We start from the raw sequence: 21,235 nt of genomic DNA, 5'->3' as shown, positions 1-21,235 counted from the left end.
CCTAATGACTAACAATACGATCAACATAGTCGGTGGTATTTACCAAGAAATCTGCATGCGTCCGGATTGGCGAGAAATCTACGGATCTGCAGGTCGTGCAGCTTCGGCAATATCTCAACTTGGTGGCAAAGTTATCTTGCATGGTTACGCAGACTCGATGGCAAGTGCAGCACTAGAGTCGCGTTCCGCTTTAGAAAATTTCGACTTGGCAATTCTACCAACCACGAAGGGCATTACTTTTCATTATGCGCATGGTCTTGCAACTCCTATAATTAGCTACCTGAAACTTCCCCTGGATCCAATCGCAGTGACAGCCGATCGAGTAATTCGTTTCGGAATGATTGAGACAGAAGCAATCGTAGTTGCTGATTTCGTCGTTTATGATCCCCAGAACGTAAAAGATCCAGTACATTTCTCCGACAATGGATCTAGGGCCAATCATTTAGCACTCGTGCTTAACCAGTTCGAGGCAGCAACCTTGTCGGGGTTGCCACGTGGCACCATCGAAGAGATGGTGGAGGTGTTGGTGGACAAATCGCGTGCCGAGGTAATAATTGTCAAACTCGGCCCGCAGGGTGCTCTAGTGTGGGAAAAAGGGATTTTTCACAGAATACCTGCATACTGGACAGAATCGGTTTGGAAGATTGGGTCGGGTGACACTTTCGTCGCAAATTTTTCAGCTCACTGGATGTCTGGAGAGTCAGCGCTGAACGCAGCTTTAAAGGCATCGCAGGCTACCGCTTATTACTGCCAAAACCGCAGTTTCGCTACACGGAGCCAGGTAGATTGCTTTTCTCCCGAGCCAATTTTAATAACTGATGCATATAGGCAAGGGAAAAAGCCTTCCGTGTATTTGGCTGGTCCATTCTTTACGCTTGCTCAACTATGGCTTGTTGAGGAGGCACGGAATCAACTAACTGCAATGGGTCTACAAGTATTCTCTCCTTATCACGACGTCGGCCATGCATCGGCAGAAGATGTGGCCTCGAAAGATTTGGCGGCTATAAAAAAATCTGATATTGTTTTTGCTATTTCAGACGGGCTTGATTCTGGAACTATGTTTGAAATTGGCTTCGCGAAAGCAAACGGAAAGCCGGTAATAATTTACTTTGAAAATGAACCGGATAAAGATCTGAAAATGGCTGAAGGGGCACAGTGCATCATTGTCAAAGATTATGTTAGCGCCATATACCGAACCTTGTGGGAAGCAATCAAACAATGAAAAGCGCGCTACTTCTTTCCGGCGGAATGGACTCCCTCGCGATTGCATATTGGAAATCTCCAGATATCGCGTTCACATTAAATTATGGGCAACTTGCTGCACAAGCTGAAGTTGATGCCTCGGTACAAATTTGCAATATATTAGAAATTGAGCACCACATAATTAACATCGATTGTAGCCAGCTTGGTTCCGGCGACATGGCAGGCACTGCTAAAGATCCTCTAGCTCCGGCGAGCGACTGGTGGCCATACCGCAATCAATTGCTAATTACTCTTACGGCAATGAAGGCGGTGAGTCTTGGCGTCACAAATTTGTTGATAGGGACGGTCAAATCTGATGGCAGTCACAAAGATGGAACACTTGAATTTGTTGAAATAATTGATCGACTGCTCGCCTGCCAAGAGGGAGGTATGCAAATTAAGGCACCAGCTATTGGATTGTCAACTAGTGAATTGGTCAAGATTGCAAATGTCCCAAAGGAGCTTTTTGCATGGGCACATAGCTGCCATAAATCAAACATTCCCTGTGGCCAATGCCGCGGATGCAATAAATACAGTGAAGTGTATGAGGAACTGGGATATGACCTGGATCGACTTGGGTGACCCCCGGCCTAGAAACGAAAGACAAATTTACCAACCATTTAATTGGCCGACAGGTGATAGCGTAGTACTTCCGCAGCCAACATTCTCCAAACAATCTTTCGTAGACGTTATATCGACGCGTAGATCGCAACGCGTGTTCGGCGCGATCACAGAACAAGATATTTCTAAATTATTTTGGCTGTCATCACATGCAATCTCGAAAACACCCTCTGGCTTTGGCTATGACCTTAGCTATCGTCCAGTACCATCTGCGGGGGCAATCCATCCGCTTCATTTGCTAATTCTTCCTGTGCAAGCCAAACACTGGCAGCTATACAACTCATTTACTCATAGCCTTATCGAAATCCCAACGGGAATGCCAGCTTCATTGGATGCGATTCAGGAGGTTAGCTCTTACGTACAACCTCAAAATGGCGCAATTATTTGGATTGCAGCGGAACCAGGGAAGACGGCAAGCAAGTACGAAAACGCCAATAGCTTAATTTGGCGAGATACGGGTGCGCTCATTGCTCAACTTGGCCTGGTTGCTACTTATCTTGGGTTAAACTTCTGCTCTCTGGGAATGACAGGTAATTCGTGGGCTCGTATGCTAGACCAACACGAGTTGATCTGCGGAGTTGGTGTTGCTCTTATTGGATCGCCGACGCCCACCTGACGTTTTTTCCTGAGGCCCATCTAGTTTGTATTGGTTGAGTAATTTGCTCACTATACTTCCTGATGACATCATCTCCCACCAAATTACTGCATCTAGCTCAGAAGCGCGCACTCCCAATCCATTGCTCAGCGATAGGAACAATGATTCCAATTGCAAGTAGTGACGTTCAACCGTTAATCCTTGTGGAAAAAAACCGGCAAGCCACCCAGCGCGGAGCAAATGGATGTCTAAAATAGCCACGTCGTCGGCGTCTAACCAGTTTCGTGCAATCCAAGACGCAGTTTTTGGACCTATACCTGAAATGTTCAAAAGCCAATCTCTTAGCTCTCGGCCAGTCGCTAGCGGAGCCGCTTCCAAATCAAGTTTTCTGAGCGCTGCAGCCAGATACTTGGCTTTTTGACTGGCAAATCTGTAACGGATTTTTTTTCCATCGAGCTCTATGAAATCACTTAACCATGCAAATAAAGTCTGTTCATCGGGCGCTTCGCCCGTAAAAGCACCAAGTTGCTTCAACTTGCTAAATGCAGCGAGACCAACTCGAGCGGGAATACCATGCCCTCCAAGTAAGCAAGCTCCGACTTCTTCCCGTAGCGACGTACCAAGTTTAAAATTAATGCGAGTTCCTTGAATTCTTCTCGCAAGGACTTGAAACGCCCAGTAAGCTGGACTTGGAAATGCGTCTATGCTCCCCCAGCACACACCTGGTAGAACCTCAACGCTTTCGGATGGTAGTTCTAGTTGAACCACCATGGTGTCAAGAATTACTGCTCCGCGTTGCATCACATGGTCCTATCTTCGCCATAGGTGGCAATCATCCATTCCATCAGGTCGCTACGCTCGACTGCATCCATTCTTTCAATACGTTCATGAAGTCGGCCACGCCTCCGTTTAACAGATTGGCGATCCCTGAATGTCTCTCCAAGATAAGTCGTATCGTGTAGAGCCTCTGCGTGCGCAAAATTGAACCAGACACATTCCTCGCGGCGGCCCGCGTGGGAATTCACAAAAAATTTAGACTTATTCCACTTGTCTAAGTGTTGGTCATACAGTGAATTATCGTATCCTGAAATCATCACCAAACAAGGCAACGAATTTGCCAACTTCAACAAATTTATGTGCTGTTCATCATTGTATTCAAATCTGTAAATTCGTTGTTTTCTTCTAGTGCTTGGTAGATACGGGGGATCAATATAGACTAGCTCACCACCGTCAAAGTTGAATGACGACAAGTAGCTAACGGCGTCTGCGTGAATTAATTCCATACCAGGATGTGATATCTGTTGCCACATATCAAAGACCCTTGGATCAAGATCAATTCCTATATTTCTCTCGGCAGGTTTCTTGTTCCTCATAACTGCCCCACCACCAAGAAACGGTTCGATGTACGTATGGTGACGTGGCATCAAATTAATTATTTGATGGAAGCACTTTCCTTTTCCGCCTGGATATCTCATAAACATATCATCGTCAATTTCGACGATGAAAGCAAGGTTTTTATAATGATTTGCGAGATGGGTAGTGCGCAGGCAACATGAAAAATTAAACATATGTAAGTTATCTTGCTAAGTTTTTGCCAGTTTATATACTGCTTCATAAACACATACCTGACGTGCGGAATCTTGTGTTCCGAGATCTGAATATCGTTGCCTGCTATAATGGTGGGTTTATTTGATTTATATTTCCTTGTTAGCAACTGTGTTAATCAAATGTTGAATGCTTTTCTTGGTGAGGACATCGGCTCCGTCCAGGCGGTGAAAATACGCCGGACCCGATCAGGGGAACCTGAATCTGTCCAAAGCGTGCTGGCATTGAGCGGTATCGGCCTGGATGGTGATATGCACGCAGATCCACTTTCCCTACGCCAAGTATTGTTGGCAGGGGCGGGGGCATACTCACAAAATGATCTTCCGCTCAATGCGTTGCGTGAAAATCTTCTTCTTGATATTGATACTTCGTTACTTAAATCTGGTACAGTTCTTAGAATTGGTACAGAAGTTATTCTATGGTTGACGTTTCAATGTGAAGCATGTGGACATTTGAATATTCAAAAACCAGGTTTATCGAAAGTAATTGGTGCACATAGAGGAATGCTTGCCAGAGTCGTTCGAGGTGGGGCTATCCGGGTAGAAGATCGGGTTCAGCGCCTAGACTTTGTGTTACCTATTTGGTCCGACGATTGGCGTGTTCGCGTTATCAAAGTTTTAGATTTGGTTCAATCAGGAACTGTCATCGAATACAAGCAACTTGCACGGCTAGCAGGTGTCCCGTCAAGTTATTGTCGAGTATTCCCCCAAATGACAAAGGTGCTTGGTTCCATATATGCAAAGAAGGCTGTCCCTGCAAACGGAAAGCCTTCAAAAAAACGCTGGCTGGGTACCGAAATATTCGAAGTTGAATTAATAAAATTGATGCAATTAACCAGTGTCTCTCAGCTAGATTCAATTTATAACCCAAAGCGATATGCTCCCGTGCAAATGCCAACTCAAAAATACGAAGAAATAAAAAAACAGATCACTAGATCACTCAATGAGAGCGGAAGCACTGGTGAAACTCTGCAGGTTGGTGACGTCCGAATTCTCCTGACAAAAAATCGTTCGTTGAAGAACGATAACCCTTCACAAGCAATGTACAAACCATATCCTGAAGTTGAAGGCATGGTGACTAACGACTACGACAGCTGGTTGAGTTAATTGAGCGAGTCAAAAAAGCAAACAACACGTCGAAAAAACGAGGTTATCCGTGAAATAAGTAAGACGGTTAAGCGAAGCTTTCCCTCCTTTGACAATTTGGCGGCTTGGGTCGTTGACAATGGTGGAGCTGACAGCGTGGAAAGTATTAGAGTCAGTAGACCTGAGTTGTGGTCAGATCTTCTTTTCGAATGGTACTCCTCTGGTCAAATCGCGTGTTTATTTGCAGTTCATCTTGCTCGGTTAGCCGATACTGCGAAGTGGTATTCGGCAGTTGTGGAAGGACCTTGGGATGGGGATTACATTACTGCAATTATCGATGCCTCAATTGAACAGGGGGCAGAAGGGTTGCAAATATTATTTCCCGGTCATGGCACGGACGATGAAGCTATTACAATTGTTGAGAGGTTGGCAGTACATTCTCGTTGGCGCTGTGATGATACAGGTTGGCTAGCAGGCGAGGAAGGTGACTCCATACAAATTGGCCTTCGTTGGATCGCTCCTGACCGTAGTTACGAGTCGTGGGCAGTTGGTATAGCCCCATTTGAGACAATGCCATTTACACGCCGCTTTGTAGGTGCTCCATTTATTGCACTAATTGTTAGGCCACTTCCACCAGCAGGAAAAAGGGCGCCGACGCCTGAGGGACCTACTGGTTTGCCGGCATCTCACCTGGCACACATGGATGATGCCCTAGGTCAAAATCAAGAAAAACGCGATAAATGGACCGAGCAGACAAAGCTTGGAAAACGGGCACTTATTCACCCTGAACCATTGTCGAGAGCCAGAGCAAAAGTTACTTTTAGCTTTCCTCCAAGTGCACAAACAGCTTTGATGCCATTTTTAAAAATGTAAAGCAAGCGTTTTATCTCATACATATACGTGCTCCTCACAGTTCACTTCAAGGTAAAACGCCAGTCGAAAGCTTAGCAGAACTGGCGGAAAAGGCGCTACTTTGGTAGGAAGTCGCGGCTAAGTTTTACCCTTCAAAAGGAGGCATTCAGGAAAAAATACAGAGATGAACTGCCTTTACGGAAATTGAAACGATGTCCGTGAATCACACTATTGAGAACTACGTGTATGCTAGGCGAACCATTCATTAAGAAAAGTATGTCAAATGCAAAAATTTTTGGCATTGTTCATTCTCGTAAGCTTTTTCAGCACACCCAATTTCGCCAAACAATTACTCCTCAAAGGCCTGGTTCTTGAATTTGAGCTGATTACAGTTTTCCCGCACAGCGCGTTGAACGCCATCATCGAAACCCGTTGAAGATTCGGCCTCAATCTCAACAGAAATCCTTATTTTTACTCCTGGCTTTTGCGTGAAGAGCATCAGAACCTCATCCGCTACATCAGAAAACTGCAACTTTGCCTTGACCGGGTCGAGGTCCACTGTGCCGAAAAATACCCTTTTTTTGGTTGAAGCTATCGATGTCGAAATCTTCTCTTCTGTGCTCGCAGGAGATGATGCTCCACTTATCGAAGTTCCAGCTAGATATCTGCCTGTTACTTGGCTCACGGCTGGTAACGAGCTTCCGGTTTGAGTGGCTATCGCTTCACGCTCTATAACTTCGGCAGCAAGCTTAGTAGCAAAATCCGATGCGACCTTAGGTTCGATCAATAGCAGTGATTCATCAAAGATTATTGACGTGTTCTCGGCGAAGTGAAATCCTTGGTAACGACCATCCTCCTGGCCATAGGCTACGCCAAAGAAATCACGCGAATTTAATCCGGCGCTGACAGTGACACGCAGCGTGTCGGCGTCGCGAAGTCTTGGAAAATAAAGGTAGCAGCACGTCTTTTGCCAAGTTTCGACTGCGCCGAAGGCCGCGACATCGTCCTTCCAAAACCATGATCGCATCAGATTCGACAAATGGATCGGCGACCATTCGGCGATCAAGAGCTCGTGCTCCTTGAGAATCTTCTCGATTTCTTCGGAACGATTCACAGCAGCGGGGTTGATTTGGAAATGCTCCCATTGTATATCGCCAATCCCTTTACCAGGTCTGGCATCTTGCATTGGTGCCAAAAGCCACTTGTAGGTTTCACGAACCATACGCCCCAAACCATCATTGGCCTGGTCAAGGCTATGTGACGCTTGCTTCGCTTGGTGTTGATCCAAATTGAGACGCGCCTCCCTCACGTCGGCAACAATGGATTGCCATGCTAGCACGGAGCACACTTGCTCTTTGAGCCGACTAACACTATCCGCATCCGGAGCTAGGAAAATCAAGCGGTTTTGTTTTTGGCGAGGCTGTTCGCCGCGCTGCTTCAAAATTGCAAGCGCCGCATCTGTAGCAGGTGACTGAGCGGAACGCCCGAAAGTTGCCTCGGGAGGCAGGACCACTAGCCGCAGAGTCCAGTCGTCGGGTATGTCGCCGCTGCTAGTGAAGACGTGAACGCCGCCAAAGAGGCCTGGTGCGAAGCGAAGCTTCTCACGGATATAGGGATACACGTCCTCACGCATATTGAACCGACGTTTACGATCTTCCATCTCGCGGCGCAAATTCGGACGGATGTCGAACCAATAGCGATTGTTGGCGCTATTGAAGTATTGGAGCCTATCCACCAAAGAGCGAACTCCGTCCTTGTAATGGCCAATCACTTGTCCTGGTTGAGCGCAACCAAGCATCAAATTTTCAAGCTCAATGCCTCGATGATGCTTGGCACCACCGACAGCTCCGGCATCTGGGGCAGACCCCAAAAACACGACACGCGCGATCCGCCGACATGCCAGGATAGAGCCGAATAACGGTTTGCTGTTGTCGAGCTCAGTAGTGATGGCGCGCTCGCCGTCAATGTCTCGCTCGAGAACAGGGTCCCAACCTTGAGGCAGGTAATAGATTGCTTCGTTGCGCGTGTCGGAATCATATAGCGGCAAACTGCCTGGCTGAATCATCAAATCGTTGTTGCCATCTGTCCAAAGGCGATGAATCACCTTGGCCATGAGCTTCAAGACGCCGCGCGTGCGTTGGAAGTTGTCTAAGGATGACCAGTCTTCATAGAGCCTATCGAATACTTCGGGATGAATCGGATAGGAGTGCTTCATCCGCTCCAAGTAGTGACTGTCCTGAGTCTCTGATGGAAAATCGCTACTATTGGCAGCGTAGAAATCGGCATACGCCCTGCATACATCCTCTGCGGCTAGTCGATTAGATACGTTGGCGAACAGCCGACGACGAACGATCTCAAAGGCCTCCTCAGTAGCCACTGGTTTCCACAAGGCCTGGATACGACCAAAGTAATGCTCTAATGCTCGAAGAGCCTTCACCCCCTGCTGACTGCCTGCTTCGCGATCTGAGAATGGCAGCGAAGCCAGAAGGATTGCTGTCGGAACCGCCTTCAAGGCCTCCGTTAGAGATTGAATGAACGAGAGCTGCGTGTCGTAGGTGCCGCCTGATAGCGTCTTGCCCTCCTCGAATTGCGAAACGAAGCGAACCAGTTCATCCATTAAAATGATGCAAGGAGCACGTGATGCCAATAGATCTGCAAGGGCAGTCTTGCCAGGCGCAGTACCGTTTTCATCAGCCTCTTTGACTAGTGCAAAACAGTCTTCACCACCTAATTGCCAGGCAAGCTCGCCCCAGATCGTCTTGATCGTGATCTTGCCGTGCTTACGCGGTTTGCTTACCAGGTCCAACAGATCGACACCGTCCAAGACTACGATATTGGCTTTAGGGAGTTCCTGAATACCTGCAGCGTCAAGGATTGGCGAGACCCCTTGGAGTTGGCTCGCTGGAAGCTTTCCCTTCGCTAGGTGATAAACGGCAAGCAGAGTGTGGGTCTTGCCGCCGCCAAATGCGGTTTGGAGCTGAACGACCGGATCCCCGCCCTTACCCGCAAGGCGCTTGACTACAGAGTCCAACAATAAGCGCATGCCCTCAGTGATGAAGGTTCGCTGAAAGAACAACGCCGGGTCTTGATATTCGTCAGATGCAGTACCTTGGTGAACGCGTGAAATATCGGCGGCGAACTCGGCCTGTTGGAAAGTGCCCTTGAGTACATCCTCATGAGGAATAGCGATTTCGCGCCAAGGTTTTAGATTCATTTCATGCTCCCTTAAATCAAATCTGCCTGTGAACCGAAATGTCCCTTCTCGTGCGAAGCGACCTCGATTCCGGTCCAGGAGGTAATCAGCTCGTTGTATGCGCGGGCATCATCGGCCCACCCCTTGCGTTCGCAAAGTGTGTATAGACGATATGCCAAATTGCGAATCGGCTCGGCACGTTGGGGCATCCCCGCAAGTAAAGTACCTGCTGCTCCCTCACCCTCCGCTCGTAGGCCGCGAATCAATTGGTGCAATGCCTCCCAAACTGGCGTATTGTTATCCTTGACGGGATTCCAATCACTCGGATATTCAACAGGCCGAAGTAGTCTGACACGCCCAGACCCAGCTTCCACAACACCAGCTTCTTTTACGTGGTCAACACTAGTTCCTTTGGCACGAGCCAACACATCCGCTTTACCAAATTCTCCGGTTGCCCAACCTTGCTCGTCGAACCATCCTAGACAAAATTGCGTGTCAGCGTCGAAATCATCGGCCCCTTCGGTGAGCATACGATTTATTAAAGTTAACGCTGTATGAACCGTCATACGACTGCCGTCGGCTTCGAGCACCGCTAAATATTTGGAAAAAATTCCCATTCCTGGACCAATAACAGCTTGGGCCAAATCGACCGGAGCGACTGGAGAAACTCCTTCTGCGCCACCAATCATCACGTCCACGGCCTCTTTAAGTTCTTCCTTCAGTTCCCTTAAGAACTCACGCCTTGAAATTGTCGGAGCATCTATCGAACGCCTATTGCAAACTAAAATAATGCTTGATGCCAATGCGTTCGTTCCGATTCCTATCGAACGCGCATCTCGCTCGGTTCGCATTGGCCAAGTCCCATTTATGGCAAAGCCCGCATGCAAAACAGCCTCAAGAAAGGTCTCCCATCCTGTGTTTCCGGTTCCAACATCGGTTGTGTCAGATTGCTTGAACGCGTAGTAGATCGTAGTTGGAAAAGCTGGATGGACCTGCTCTGCAAGCCGATGCATTGCCTGGGTCATGCCGTCAAGGAAAAACTTCTCAGCCTTTTCTTTGCTTCCGTGGCGATATGGCGTTGCAACAAGTTCATCAGCCTTTGGGACCGACATTGTCGCGAATAGCTCTGGGAATACTGGCCTAAGTGCCCTACGAAGCCACACATAGAAGAAATCTGACAAGTCCGCATAGCCGATGTTGTCGTAATACGGGGGGTCTGTCGAAACTACTTTGTCCTGACTAATCGCCTGATTTTGTGCATTAGCTTGAGCGACAAGCCCAAAACCAACGCTAGGCAATCCCTCCAAGGAACGAGTAATTCCTTGGATTGAGACCATCAAGTCGCCTGCTGCTTCTGCGAAAGGATTTGTTTCTGCATAATCCCAGACCATCGGCAGCGCTTGTCTACCGAACGTTGTTTTGAGCTGATCGCGGGTCGAGCTCCAAGCAACTAAGCTGCTATTGTAGTCCGTGAGTTTGTCAACCGACATTCCCAAATATACCGCCACGGTGTCCGCGTATGCCGAAGCTCCTCGACCGCCATCATTCAATCCTTTGCCATCATCAGCCATTCCAGCTTGAACAGCATCCGCTCTCACCTTCATTCTCGCTTCTTGCACAAGATCAGAGAAGGTAGTTAAGGCAACCAATTGTCTTGGCGTAAATAGATCACCAAACGTCGTCAACCCGTAATTCGGAGTTTTGAAGTCACGAGGGTTGTCAGGAAGTTTTGTATCTGGCTTCCACTCAGGAACAAGATGGACAGCCAAAGTCTCCATTTCAGGCGTGGGGGACAGATACAAGCGTCCCTGTTTCGACTCTACAACAACAGCCAAAAGCTTTTGCCCCATACGGCCCGCCTTACCCTCGGCTCGTATGTAGTTGTAGTCAACGGCGACACCCGACAAGATGCATAGGAATGCGTTTCTTTTGCCAGCGGTTGTTCCATTCTTTGCTGTTGCTGGAGGTATGCCTGCCACCACTTCAAACGAATAACTGTTACCCGACACGAATGGTCGAACGTAATTGACACGCCCCTCCTTCGTGGACAATATGAATGTAGATACAAGCGGAATAGAAATATGGGCAAAAGCTGGGTTGGGGCTCTTAACTGTTCGGGCCCATAGCCAAGCAATTACTTTGGCCTTGCCGCCACCATGATTCGCTGGAAGCTCTACTTGCGGATATAGATGCCCAATTCTTCGAAGCGCCTCGTCGCGCATCCAAGCTCCATATCGTCGAATATCCTCGGCAAGCCCTCTGGCTCGAGACCAGTCAGGTTCAATCTTCAACTGCTTATCGCTTGAATGAATTGGACCAATCGGAGACATTCCCGCAAAACGTGGAGGAATTTCTATCATCGCCTTGTTAATCAAAACGGCGACTGGATTGAGATCAGAGGCATAGCTTTCCAGCCCTAACCGCTGGGCTTCTAATGGAAGAGCGCCTCCGCCAGCAAACGGATCATGAAAAGCGGGCAAGACGTTGGGGTTGAACAGCTCTGCCGCTTTCGGGTGCCCCTTATTCAAGTCGCAAGTCTCACGCCAGCTCTTTAGAATTTCTGCACGAGCCTCACCTAGGACGGATTCATTATTTGAGTTCTCCCAAAGAACCAGCTTCCGAATAACTCCAAAAAGTCGCTGGCGCTCAATTTCCGCCTTCTCTTTATTGACCCCTCGCCCAAGATTTCTTTCGTATCCAGGATCATTGACCATTTGAGCGAACAAAACTGCACGAGCCGCCGCAAGTGGACGACGTGCCCACCACAAGTGAAGCATTGACGGATGCCCATGTCGTATTGATTTCTCTCGGGCCGCTGCTACGTTAATGTCGTCAAGCGGCAACGCTACTTCGATGAGTTTTTTAGGTATTCTTATTGGATACATTCTTAATTTTTCTACTTGGCCGCACGCGGCATCCGCTGCGGTGTTGTTTTCTTTAGGTCCTTGACCTGTTCTGCCAGGATTTCCGCGTGAATCATGCGCTCGACAATATCGATCACGACATTCACGTCATTTGATGATGGCTTGTGGCCACGATGGGCCGATGCATGGCCTGCATCGATTGCCGCTTTGACTATTTCCAGATCGCGTTCGCTCATTAAGTCTTTTTTGACTAGCGCGTCGAGCCCTTTGCCAAAATTGTCTTGATCGCCAACTGAACGCCTGATGACGGCATCGATCAATGCTCTCGCTCCCATCATGGCAAGACGAGCACTATTGGCATGTAGTGCCACATAAACTTCGTTAAGCAGTTCGACGTATTCGTCGTCGACATCGTGACGATCAATCCACGCAGGCTTTCGTCTTGATATCCTCGGCGGAAAGTAAGTCGCCGGGTCTGAACCTTCCTGCGGGTCATATTCGGAACACCATTCAATGCGCTGCATCGCAACTTCTTCACATCCGCGACACTGGATGACTGTCCATGTCGAACCCGCGTCGACAGAATGTTGTTCGTAATCGTATGTACGAACCCGTCGCGCTTTGTGAACCACATCATGTTTGGTTTCACGACCACATTCATTGCAGTGCGACCAGATGACCATAGGTACCGTGTTCACTTATCACTCCCCACGGGGGTTGCGCTTGAAAGCAGCGATCTCAAGTCCATGTTGATACTACTGACTGCCCAACCTGGTTCTTGATCGAATGGGGTTCGGATGTAATACGGTCCTTCATGGTTCTCGCCATCGACAATCACTATTGCCAAAATGAACTTCTCGGCTTGGTTCAGTGCATATAAAATCTCATTGCGCGTCACTGTGATGGAGGATTGTCCTTTGGCTCGTCCTTTTACTTCGATGTGGCGTGCCTCGGCCATCTTACCTTCCTCGGCCGACGGGATCGAGGTCAAATCCCAACCGCATTTCTCGGCCGACACATCGATGACTTGATGACCCATGGCCTCTTCGGCTTTGCGAACTGCCGCCATGGCCACTCGCTCGACACGAGCACGGGCAGCTGAATCGGCGGTCCACGTCTCGCCTTCTACGTCGCCCCGGCGCTGCGCAAGCAGTCCTGCTGGAATCACCAACGCGCCGCCGACGACTACTGGGGTTGATGATACGACATGACGCGAAGCCCTGAGTTCCTTGGTCCGCGTCTCCAAACGGGCTGTCAGTTCGTCGATGGTTCGGCGGACGTTTTCGAGTGTCAGTCGCACATCTTTACCGGCTGCCAGATCGTTCTTGAACTTCTCGTGACGATCGGACCAGTAGTCGATTTCCTTGATCAGGCGCTCATGGATGGCGGTCAAATTCTTGTCGACCTGCGCTTCGCGCCGTTGACGGACCTCCTCGAAGTGTGTCGGCACAAGCTTGTCCGATGCATGCGCTAGTGCGTTCTCCTCCAAGTCCTTCTTGATCCAATCGGCGTCGATCTCGGGACCGGCGAGCACACGCTCATCCGTTTCGATAGGATTAAGGTCCAAGTGTGGCGCCCAACCAGCATTTTGAACTATTCCATTCTTGTCTACTGACACAAACTGCAATCTGCGGGATACCACCAAGGCGCCTTCGTCGCCTTCGCGGATCGAATGGTCGATGAGGAAAAGTAGCTTCGGGTCAAGGCTGTCATCATTCGGATCGACGAGAATCGCACCTTGTTTGAGCTTGCCACGATGCTGCTCCAACATCAAATCAACGATCGAATGCATGAGCGGATGCGCGGGGTGAACCAAGCTGGCCATCGGCTCGCTCGGTCGGTCCAACAGCCGGACAAACTGCTTCTCGAAGCAGACGCGTTCGTATTTGACTAGGACAGGGTCCATGTTGCGCCGATCACGTCCGCTAATCTGACGATCACGCTCGCGAATCACGCCAGGGACGAAAGTAATCTCATAACGACCTGATCCGCGTGGGCGCAGATCGCCGCCAAGCCGTTCGAATGCTTGCGCGAAAAATGAGCGGATGAAATAGGGCTGGAGCTTTCTGGCTTCGGCTTTTTCCATCTCTTCCTTCAAAGCAAAGAGTCGCTTCTCGTCCATGATCTCTTCTGCCAGGGCGTTGCGGCTGATGATCTCACGAAGGTGACTCGTGTCGAGCGCTCCATCAACTTTTTGACGAAGGCGCGCGCGCACTGCAGGATCGTCGCCATAACGGATCGCATCGATCAACAACTCGCGTAAACTCACGCCATCGAACACTTCTCCCAGCACGTCGAACACGCGACCACCCAGGGCCTTGCGCTCGATCTCGATCTTTTCGAAGAGTTTATGAAACACAGCGCCTTCGCGTGTCTCGCTGGCCACCATATTCCAGAGATGACAGACCTCAGTTTGCCCAATGCGGTGGATGCGGCCGAAGCGCTGCTCCAATCGGTTTGGATTCCATGGTAGATCATAGTTCACCATCAAATTGGCGTTCTGCAAGTTGACGCCTTCGCCTGCGGCGTCTGTCGCGAGCAATACTCGGGTATCCTTGTCATTGCGGAACAGCTCTTGGGCCTTGCGACGTTCCTCGCGTTTGACTCCGCCGTGGATCATGGTCACGGCCTCTGTGTTGCCTAGGAGGCCTCGGATTTGGACTGCCAAGTAATTGAGCGTGTCGCGATGCTCGGTGAAAATGATGAGTTTGCGCTGCAAACCGTCTGCCCCATGCATCTCTGGCGTGTTCTGCAACAACTCTCTAAGCTCTTCCCATTTGCGATCCTGGCCTGAATGGACCAATGCGCGAGCCTTTTCCTCGAGGTGTTCAAGTGTGGAAATCTCAGCTTCGAGTTCAGTTATTGTTTGGGCTGCGGTTGCCTGGTCGACTACTTCCTCCTCGAACTGTTCGTAGTCTTCAGGATTCATGTCCTCGGCACTGTCCCAAATGTCCTCGACATCGCCAATGCCTGGGATAGTCTCGGCTAGTGGCTTGCCGCCGCGTTGCTTGATCTTCTCGTCCTCGACTCGACGCTTCAATTTCAAGCGCCTGCGTTTCAATGATTGATAAATCGCCTCGGGACTCGATGCGAGACGACGCTGCAAAGCGGTCAGGGCGAACCCCACAGTGCCCTTCCGGCCTCCATCGAGCTTCTCGGCGCGGTTCATTTCTTCTTTGACGTAAGTCGTGACTGCGTTGTAAAGCTCAGACTCCGCTGTTGAAAGCTGGTAGTTGCATGTATAGGCCCGACGCTCCGGAAACAGTGGCGTACCGTCGAATTTGAGCAAATCTTCTTTGACCATCCGCCGCATCATGTCGTTCACGTCAACCTTGTGCGCGCCGTCGCGAAACTTACCGTAGAAGCGGTCTGAGTCTAACAACGACATGAAGAGCTGGAAGTCCTCTTCCTTGCCATTGTGTGGCGTCGCCGTCATCAGCAGGAAATGGCGCGTGATGCCGCCCAGAAGCTTGCCCAGTTTGAAGCGCTTGGTTTCGTTAATCTTTGAGCCGAACCACGTGGCTGAGAGCTTGTGAGCCTCGTCGATAACGATCAAATCCCAGCGCGTGTTTTCCAACTTCTCTTGAAGATCATCCGCTCTAGAGAGTTGGTCGAGTCGTGCCACCATCAGCGGGTTGTCCTCGAATGCGTTGCCGCCCCGGCTTTGCTGCTCGAGGTCGCGAGAAAATAAGGCGAATTCCAAACCGAACTTTTCGTAAAGCTCGTCCTGCCATTGCTCAACCAGGCTGCCGGGCGATACGATCAGAATGCGGGCGGCATCTGCGCGCATCAGAAGCTCGCGGATCAAAAGGCCAGCCATGATGGTTTTCCCCGCGCCAGGATCGTCGGCCAAAACGTATCTTAGCGGCTGCCTTGGCAGCATCGACTCATAGACGGCCGTGATCTGATGGGGTAGTGGATCGACGTTGGACGTGTGGATCGCCATCATCGGATCAAACAGATGCGCCAAGTTGATTCGATAGGCTTCGGCAGCCAGCTTGAAATCGGCACCATCGGCATCAAAACCCCATGGACGGCCTGCTGTTGCAAGCGAGAGTTTGGACTCTTCACTTCTAAATACCACTCGCTCTCCCAAGCGTCCATCATCAGCTCTATAGACGACGGTCAACGCACTATCACCAAGGAAATCGGCACTCACGACGCGGACGACCTTTGCTTCCTCGATTCCTGAGATCAACGCACCCTTCACAATAGATTCAAGTTTCATTGAGCATTCCAATATTTAAACAATTTTGTATAGGCCATGCAGATATTTGAAGATACTGATTTATGTAGATGAACGTGTTGATATATAGACAGAGCTTCTTAGATCAAAATGAATTCTTTAAGAAAATCACTAATCAAACATTTATTGGTGTGCGAAGCTTCATGTGACGACATATGATGTTGTTCTTGAAAGGACGGCGATTGAAGCGTTAATATTTTCCTTTGGAACTAATGATTTTCTGTTTTAATGCGTTCATACGCTTTTTGCGTTGACCACAAAGATCTGCTAAGCAATCTTCGTAAATTTCATAGACGTCAAGAATGGCTTCACGTTTCACGTCAACGCCATGCGAGCCTAGATTCCCAATCATTCTTAACGCAGTGAGCGTCTTTGAGTGTTCAGGATCTTGTTTCTCAAAGAGAGCTATTCTTCCGTTGAGATCCAGATGATTTATTTTCCCGCTTTTACCTGTTGCCGTCGTTGAAATTTTGAAATGGTCCAAAAGAAGCTCAACGCTGACTCTAAGTCGATTCGCACACGCGTTGAGATCCATCCAATAAAGCTGGAATGAGTATCGTAATTGTTCAGCGACAGATTCTGGCACCTGTTCTGCGATATTAATAATTGGCGGTGATGGAAAGAAACTCCTTGGTCGTAAAACGCTCAGGAACGCCCATCCAAATTCTTCGTCAAAATCCTCTATGGTTGCCGTATCTCCAGATATAGCGACAAATTCGCCGCAGACTGGTATATCACATTGCAAGAATCCGACGAATCTCTCCGTAGTCCAATCAGGCTCCCAGTCGGTATCTTTGCCTGCTGTCTTGGAATACGTTGGTTCAACGATGTTATTAGATTTAATTACGCCGCTTAAGTGTCCATTCTTGCAGCTTGGGCACCGAAATTTTGGAATCGAGGCCCGTCTAATTAGGTTCCCCCAGAGCGTGCGATCAAAACTCATCAAACGACTCCTATCTATTAATCAAATCTGTCGTAAACAAAAAATTTGATATCTTAGGCAGATTGCAATAACTTCGACTTTTTGATTGCAAAGTTAGTGCTTTGATTGCACTAACTTTGAACGCCTCCGCATCTGCAACATCAAACGTCAATATTTCCCGCCCTCAACGCATTCGATTCAATAAACGCCCGGCGTGGTTCCACGTCGTCGCCCATCAGTGTCGTAAAGATCTGGTCGGCGGCGATCGCGTCTTCGATCTGTACCTTGAGCAGGCGGCGGACTGTGGGGTCCATGGTGGTTTCCCAGAGTTGGCTTGGGTTCATTTCGCCCAGACCTTTATAGCGTTGCTTGCTGACGCCGCGTTCGGCTTCTTCGCGCAGCCACAGCATGGCGTGGTGGAAATCTTGTACGGCGATTTCTTTTGCGCGTTCGCCTTCGCCACGGCGTACGAATGCGCCTTCGCCCAGCAGGCCTTTGAAGGTGGTGGCGGCGTTTTCCAGTACCTGGTAGTCGGCACCATCAACAAAGTCGGCATCTATGCTGCTGACCTTGATGTTGCCGTGGTACAGGCGTTCTATGCGCAGGCTGAATGCACCTGACAGTTCGTCGCTGCGTACCACTGCCTTGACGGCATTGTCGCCGATGGCCTTGGTCAGGGCGATGGCGGATGCTTCGGCGTTTTCTGCGTTATCCAGTTTGAGGGTGACGCCGGTCATGATGGCGGTGAGGGCAGCGCGGTCGATGACGCGGGTCAGGCGCATCATGATGGCGTTGGCCAGGTTGTACTGGCGTACCAGTTCGCCCAGGGCTTCGCCTGTGATGGGGTCGGCACCTGTGCTTGGCACCAATACGGCACCGGTCAGGGCGACGGTCATCATGTAGCTGGCTTCTTCGGCGTCGTCTTTGAGGTAACGTTCATCACGGCCTGCCTTGACCTTGTACAGCGGCGGCTGGGCGATGTAGATGTGGCCGCGTTCTACCAGTTGTGGCATCTGGCGGTAGAACAGGGTCAGCAGCAGGGTGCGGATGTGGGCACCGTCGACGTCAGCATCGGTCATGATGATGATGCGGTGATAGCGCAGTTTGTCGGCATTGAATTCGTCAGGGCCGATGCTGGTGCCCAGGGTGGCGATCAGGGTGGTGATCTGTTCGCTGGACAGCATTTTTTCAAATCGGGCTTTTTCTACGTTAAGCACTTTACCGCGCAGTGGCAAAATCGCCTGGAACTTGCGGTCACGGCCTTGCTTGGCTGAACCACCCGCAGAGTCACCTTCGACGATGTACAGTTCGCACAGGGCAGGGTCTTTTTCCTGGCAATCGGCCAGTTTGGCAGACAGGCCCAGGCCGTCCATGACGCCTTTGCGGCGCGTCAGTTCGCGGGCCTTGCGGGCGGCTTCACGGGCGCGGGATGCTTCAACGATTTTGCCGCAAATGATTTTGGCGTCGTTTGGTTTTTCTTGCAGGTAGTCAGACAGGGTCTTGGCGACGATTTCTTCTACCGGGCCGCGCACTTCGCTTGATACCAGTTTGTCTTTGGTTTGCGAGCTGAATTTTGGTTCTGGTACTTTGACAGACAAGACGCAGGTCAGGCCTTCGCGCATGTCGTCGCCGGTGACTTCGACCTTGGCTTTCTTGGCGTATTCGTGTTCTTCAATATACTTGTTGATGACGCGTGTCATCGCTGCGCGCAGGCCGGTCAGGTGGGTGCCACCGTCGCGCTGCGGGATGTTATTGGTGAAGCACAATACCTGTTCGTTATACGCATCATTCCATTGCATGGAAACGTCAACGGTGATGTTGGTGCCCTGGTCAGACAGGCGTTCGCCGGTGGCCTGGAAAATGGTCGGGTGCAGGACGCTTTTGGATTTGTTGATGTATTCCACAAAGCCACGTGTGCCGCCTTCAAACGCAAATATTTCTTCCTTGCCGCTGCGGTGGTCGTTCAGTTTGATGCGCACGCCATTGTTGAGGAAGGACAATTCGCGTATGCGCTTTGCCAGGATTTCATAATGGAATTCAACGTGGGTGAAGATTTCTTCATCCGCCCAGAAATGCACTTCGGTGCCGCGTTTGTCGGTGTCGCCGACGACTTTGATCGGGGAGGTGACGATGCCGTCAACGGTTTCAAGCTCGCGGTTTTGCGGTACCCCACGGACAAATTCCATGGTGTGCATTTTGCCGTCACGGCGGATAGTCAGTTTCAGCAGTTTGGACAGGCCATTCACGCAGGACACGCCCACGCCATGCAGACCGCCAGATACCTTGTAGGAGTTTTGATCAAACTTGCCGCCGGCATGCAGTTCGGTCATGACGATTTCTGCCGCACTGCGCTTGGGGTCGTGCTTGTCATCCCATTTGATGCCGGTAGGGATGCCGCGGCCATTGTCGGTAATCGAGATGGAATTGTCAGTGTGGATGGTGACGTTGATCTCGGTACAGTGACCGGCCAGGGATTCATCAATCGAGTTATCCAGCACTTCAAAGACCAGATGGTGCAGACCGGTGCCATCCGAGGTGTCGCCAATGTACATGCCGGGGCGCTTGCGCACGGCTTCCAGGCCTTCCAAAATCTGGATTGAAGACGCGCCGTACTGGTTGGGCTGCGCTGGAGTATTGTCTTGGGTGTTATCGGACATGGCTACCTTCTAAAAAAACAAACTGTTTTGGACAATTTTGTAAATCGCCCAATGTGAAACATATTCAGGGGCTGCTTTGTCATTTCTGTACAGGTGGATACAGTGTCTTGGGTGTTGATGCACCAGGGTAGAAAGACGCTGGATTCCCGCCTGCGCGGGAATGACGGTAACGAGATTGCCGTGAATTTAACGCACTGCTTTCACGGCAATTCAGCAAATAAAAAAACTATATCCGCATCGGCATGACGACATATTTAAAGTCGGTATTGTCGGGGATGGTGATCAGGGCTGATGAATTGGAATCACCCAAAGACACACTGATCTGGTCACACTTCAAGTTGTTCAATACATCGAGCAGGTAGCTGACGTTGAAGCCGATGTCCACGCTGTCGCCACCGTAGTCGATTTCAATTTCTTCTATCGCTTCTTCCTGGTCGGCATTGGTCGACAGAATCTGCATCAGGCCGGGAGTGATCACGCAACGCACACCCTTGAACTTGTCCGAGGTCATGATGGCAGCACGCTGCAGGGAACGCAGTAACTGCTCGCGGCCCAGCGTGAAGCTGTTTTTATAACCTTTGGGGATAACGCGGTTAAAGTCGGGGAACTTGCCTTCAACCAGTTTGGAAATCAGTTCGATATCGGCAAAAGTCAGTTTGACCTGGTTATTGGCGATGTCGATCTGTACCGGGTCGTCCTTGTCTTCCAGCAGGCGCTGCATCTCGATGATGGTTTTGCGCGGGATGATGACTTCGTGACGCGGGAATTCCTGTTCGACTTCGACCTGGCAAAACGCCAGACGATGGCCGTCAGTGGCGACGGCGATAACGTTCTTGCCATCGACGACCAGTAGCAAGCCATTCAGGTAATAACGAATGTCTTGTTGCGCCATTGAGAAATGCACCATGTTGAACAGGTGCTTCAGGGTCTTTTGCGGCAGGTTGACGCTGGCATTGAAATGCTCTGCCTGGGCCACGGTAGGGAATTCTTCTGCTGCCAGAGTTTGCAGGGAAAAACGCGATTTACCTGACTGCACACTCATCTTTTTGTTGTCCAGCTTCAAGACAACATCATTGTCATCCGGCAGGGCGCGCAAGATATCGAGCAATTTGCGGGCAGCCACGGTGGTGGCGAATACTTCGCCGCCAGAACCGATGGCTGCCTTGGTCGTGATCTGCACTTCGATGTCGGTAGACAAAAATGACACTTGCTCACCATCTTTGCGAATGAGGATATTGGCCAGAATCGGCAATGTGTGCCGACGCTCGACAATACCACTCACAATTTGCAAAGGCCGGAGCAGGGTGTCCCGGTGGGTTTTAACCAGTTGCATTTGAATATCCTCACTAAATT

14 protein-coding genes are annotated in these 21,235 nt (G+C 50.0%); 5 read left to right on the top strand and 9 right to left on the bottom strand.

The window, feature by feature from the left end:
• Positions 1-4: 4 nt before the first annotated feature.
• From ACO0LH_RS05730 to ACO0LH_RS05720, 3 genes are read left to right on the top strand one after another with little or no spacing between them, the layout of a single operon-like run.
• Positions 5-1,222, top strand: a complete 1,218-nt coding sequence (locus ACO0LH_RS05730; RefSeq protein WP_422940078.1) for a PfkB family carbohydrate kinase — start codon at positions 5-7, stop codon at positions 1,220-1,222.
• Positions 1,219-1,824 (top strand): 7-cyano-7-deazaguanine synthase, encoded by a 606-nt coding sequence (locus ACO0LH_RS05725; protein ID WP_422940077.1) that lies wholly within the window; start codon positions 1,219-1,221, stop codon positions 1,822-1,824. The genes ACO0LH_RS05730 and ACO0LH_RS05725 overlap by 4 nt, the downstream gene beginning before the upstream one ends.
• On the top strand, positions 1,802-2,479 hold the full coding sequence (locus ACO0LH_RS05720) for a nitroreductase family protein (RefSeq protein ID WP_422940076.1): 678 nt from the start codon (positions 1,802-1,804) through the stop codon (positions 2,477-2,479). Before ACO0LH_RS05725 ends, ACO0LH_RS05720 begins: the two co-directional genes overlap by 23 nt.
• Here ACO0LH_RS05720 and ACO0LH_RS05715 read toward each other — a convergent pair.
• Together ACO0LH_RS05715 and ACO0LH_RS05710 are read right to left on the bottom strand one after the other, a co-directional pair.
• Positions 2,414-3,259, bottom strand: coding sequence for a hypothetical protein (locus ACO0LH_RS05715; protein ID WP_422940075.1), 846 nt, complete (start codon positions 3,257-3,259; stop codon positions 2,414-2,416). The genes ACO0LH_RS05720 and ACO0LH_RS05715 overlap by 66 nt on opposite strands.
• A complete protein-coding gene (locus ACO0LH_RS05710) occupies positions 3,259-4,026 on the bottom strand; it encodes a DNA adenine methylase (protein ID WP_422940074.1) in 768 nt (255 codons plus the stop codon). The genes ACO0LH_RS05715 and ACO0LH_RS05710 overlap by 1 nt, the downstream gene beginning before the upstream one ends.
• 159 nt (positions 4,027-4,185) lie before the next feature.
• Here ACO0LH_RS05710 and ACO0LH_RS05705 point away from each other — a divergent pair, with 159 nt between their 5' ends.
• Together ACO0LH_RS05705 and ACO0LH_RS05700 are read left to right on the top strand one after the other, a co-directional pair.
• The gene (locus tag ACO0LH_RS05705) at positions 4,186-5,169 is read left to right on the top strand and encodes an MOSC domain-containing protein (protein WP_422940073.1); all 984 of its coding nucleotides are present in this window, start codon (positions 4,186-4,188) and stop codon (positions 5,167-5,169) included.
• Positions 5,170-6,021, top strand: a complete 852-nt coding sequence (locus tag ACO0LH_RS05700; protein WP_422940072.1) for a hypothetical protein — start codon at positions 5,170-5,172, stop codon at positions 6,019-6,021. It abuts the gene before it with no gap.
• Positions 6,022-6,349: 328 nt separating this feature from the next.
• Here ACO0LH_RS05700 and ACO0LH_RS05695 read toward each other — a convergent pair whose 3' ends face one another.
• From ACO0LH_RS05695 to dnaN, 7 genes are all read right to left on the bottom strand, one after another.
• Positions 6,350-9,214 carry an ATP-binding protein gene (locus ACO0LH_RS05695; RefSeq protein ID WP_422940071.1) on the bottom strand — a complete coding sequence of 955 codons (2,865 nt, stop codon included), beginning with the start codon at positions 9,212-9,214 and terminating at the stop codon, positions 6,350-6,352.
• Between the two features lie 11 nt (positions 9,215-9,225).
• Entirely contained in the window at positions 9,226-12,078 is a 2,853-nt protein-coding gene (locus tag ACO0LH_RS05690; RefSeq protein ID WP_422940070.1) for a DUF1156 domain-containing protein, read from the bottom strand.
• Between the two features lie 11 nt (positions 12,079-12,089).
• On the bottom strand, positions 12,090-12,755 hold the full coding sequence (locus tag ACO0LH_RS05685; protein ID WP_422940069.1) for a DUF4145 domain-containing protein: 666 nt from the start codon (positions 12,753-12,755) through the stop codon (positions 12,090-12,092).
• Positions 12,752-16,285, bottom strand: a complete 3,534-nt coding sequence (locus ACO0LH_RS05680; protein ID WP_422940068.1) for a helicase-related protein — start codon at positions 16,283-16,285, stop codon at positions 12,752-12,754. Before ACO0LH_RS05680 ends, ACO0LH_RS05685 begins: the two co-directional genes overlap by 4 nt.
• A 208-nt stretch (positions 16,286-16,493) precedes the next feature.
• Positions 16,494-17,246 carry a DUF4145 domain-containing protein gene (locus ACO0LH_RS05675; protein WP_422940067.1) on the bottom strand — a complete coding sequence of 251 codons (753 nt, stop codon included), beginning with the start codon at positions 17,244-17,246 and terminating at the stop codon, positions 16,494-16,496.
• Between the two features lie 140 nt (positions 17,247-17,386).
• Positions 17,387-19,882: a DNA topoisomerase (ATP-hydrolyzing) subunit B gene (gene gyrB / locus ACO0LH_RS05670; protein ID WP_422940066.1), complete on the bottom strand. Its 2,496-nt coding sequence runs from the start codon at positions 19,880-19,882 to the stop codon at positions 17,387-17,389.
• 226 nt (positions 19,883-20,108) lie between these two features.
• On the bottom strand, positions 20,109-21,215 hold the full coding sequence (gene dnaN / locus ACO0LH_RS05665; RefSeq protein WP_422940065.1) for a DNA polymerase III subunit beta: 1,107 nt from the start codon (positions 21,213-21,215) through the stop codon (positions 20,109-20,111).
• Between the last annotated feature and the right edge of the window lie 20 nt (positions 21,216-21,235).

This window comes from Undibacterium sp. TJN19 (genome assembly GCF_049339485.1).
GTDB lineage: Bacteria > Pseudomonadota > Gammaproteobacteria > Burkholderiales > Burkholderiaceae_D > Undibacterium.
Note: the sequence above shows the minus strand (reverse complement) of the source record. Positions and strands in the feature narration are given on the sequence as shown.

What these genes read in the sequence shown, in the direction of transcription:
- ACO0LH_RS05705 (WP_422940073.1), top strand. Translation starts at nt 4,186, where the DNA reads ATGTTGAATGCTTTTCTTGGTGAGGACATCGGCTCCGTCCAGGCGGTG.
- ACO0LH_RS05680 (WP_422940068.1), bottom strand. Translation starts at nt 16,285, where the DNA reads ATGAAACTTGAATCTATTGTGAAGGGTGCGTTGATCTCAGGAATCGAG.
- ACO0LH_RS05725 (WP_422940077.1), top strand. Translation starts at nt 1,219, where the DNA reads ATGAAAAGCGCGCTACTTCTTTCCGGCGGAATGGACTCCCTCGCGATT.
- gyrB (WP_422940066.1), bottom strand. Translation starts at nt 19,882, where the DNA reads ATGTCCGATAACACCCAAGACAATACTCCAGCGCAGCCCAACCAGTAC.
- ACO0LH_RS05710 (WP_422940074.1), bottom strand. Translation starts at nt 4,026, where the DNA reads ATGTTTAATTTTTCATGTTGCCTGCGCACTACCCATCTCGCAAATCAT.
- ACO0LH_RS05675 (WP_422940067.1), bottom strand. Translation starts at nt 17,246, where the DNA reads ATGAGTTTTGATCGCACGCTCTGGGGGAACCTAATTAGACGGGCCTCG.
- ACO0LH_RS05690 (WP_422940070.1), bottom strand. Translation starts at nt 12,078, where the DNA reads ATGTATCCAATAAGAATACCTAAAAAACTCATCGAAGTAGCGTTGCCG.
- ACO0LH_RS05730 (WP_422940078.1), top strand. Translation starts at nt 5, where the DNA reads ATGACTAACAATACGATCAACATAGTCGGTGGTATTTACCAAGAAATC.
- dnaN (WP_422940065.1), bottom strand. Translation starts at nt 21,215, where the DNA reads ATGCAACTGGTTAAAACCCACCGGGACACCCTGCTCCGGCCTTTGCAA.
- ACO0LH_RS05715 (WP_422940075.1), bottom strand. Translation starts at nt 3,259, where the DNA reads ATGCAACGCGGAGCAGTAATTCTTGACACCATGGTGGTTCAACTAGAA.
- ACO0LH_RS05720 (WP_422940076.1), top strand. Translation starts at nt 1,802, where the DNA reads ATGACCTGGATCGACTTGGGTGACCCCCGGCCTAGAAACGAAAGACAA.
- ACO0LH_RS05695 (WP_422940071.1), bottom strand. Translation starts at nt 9,214, where the DNA reads ATGAATCTAAAACCTTGGCGCGAAATCGCTATTCCTCATGAGGATGTA.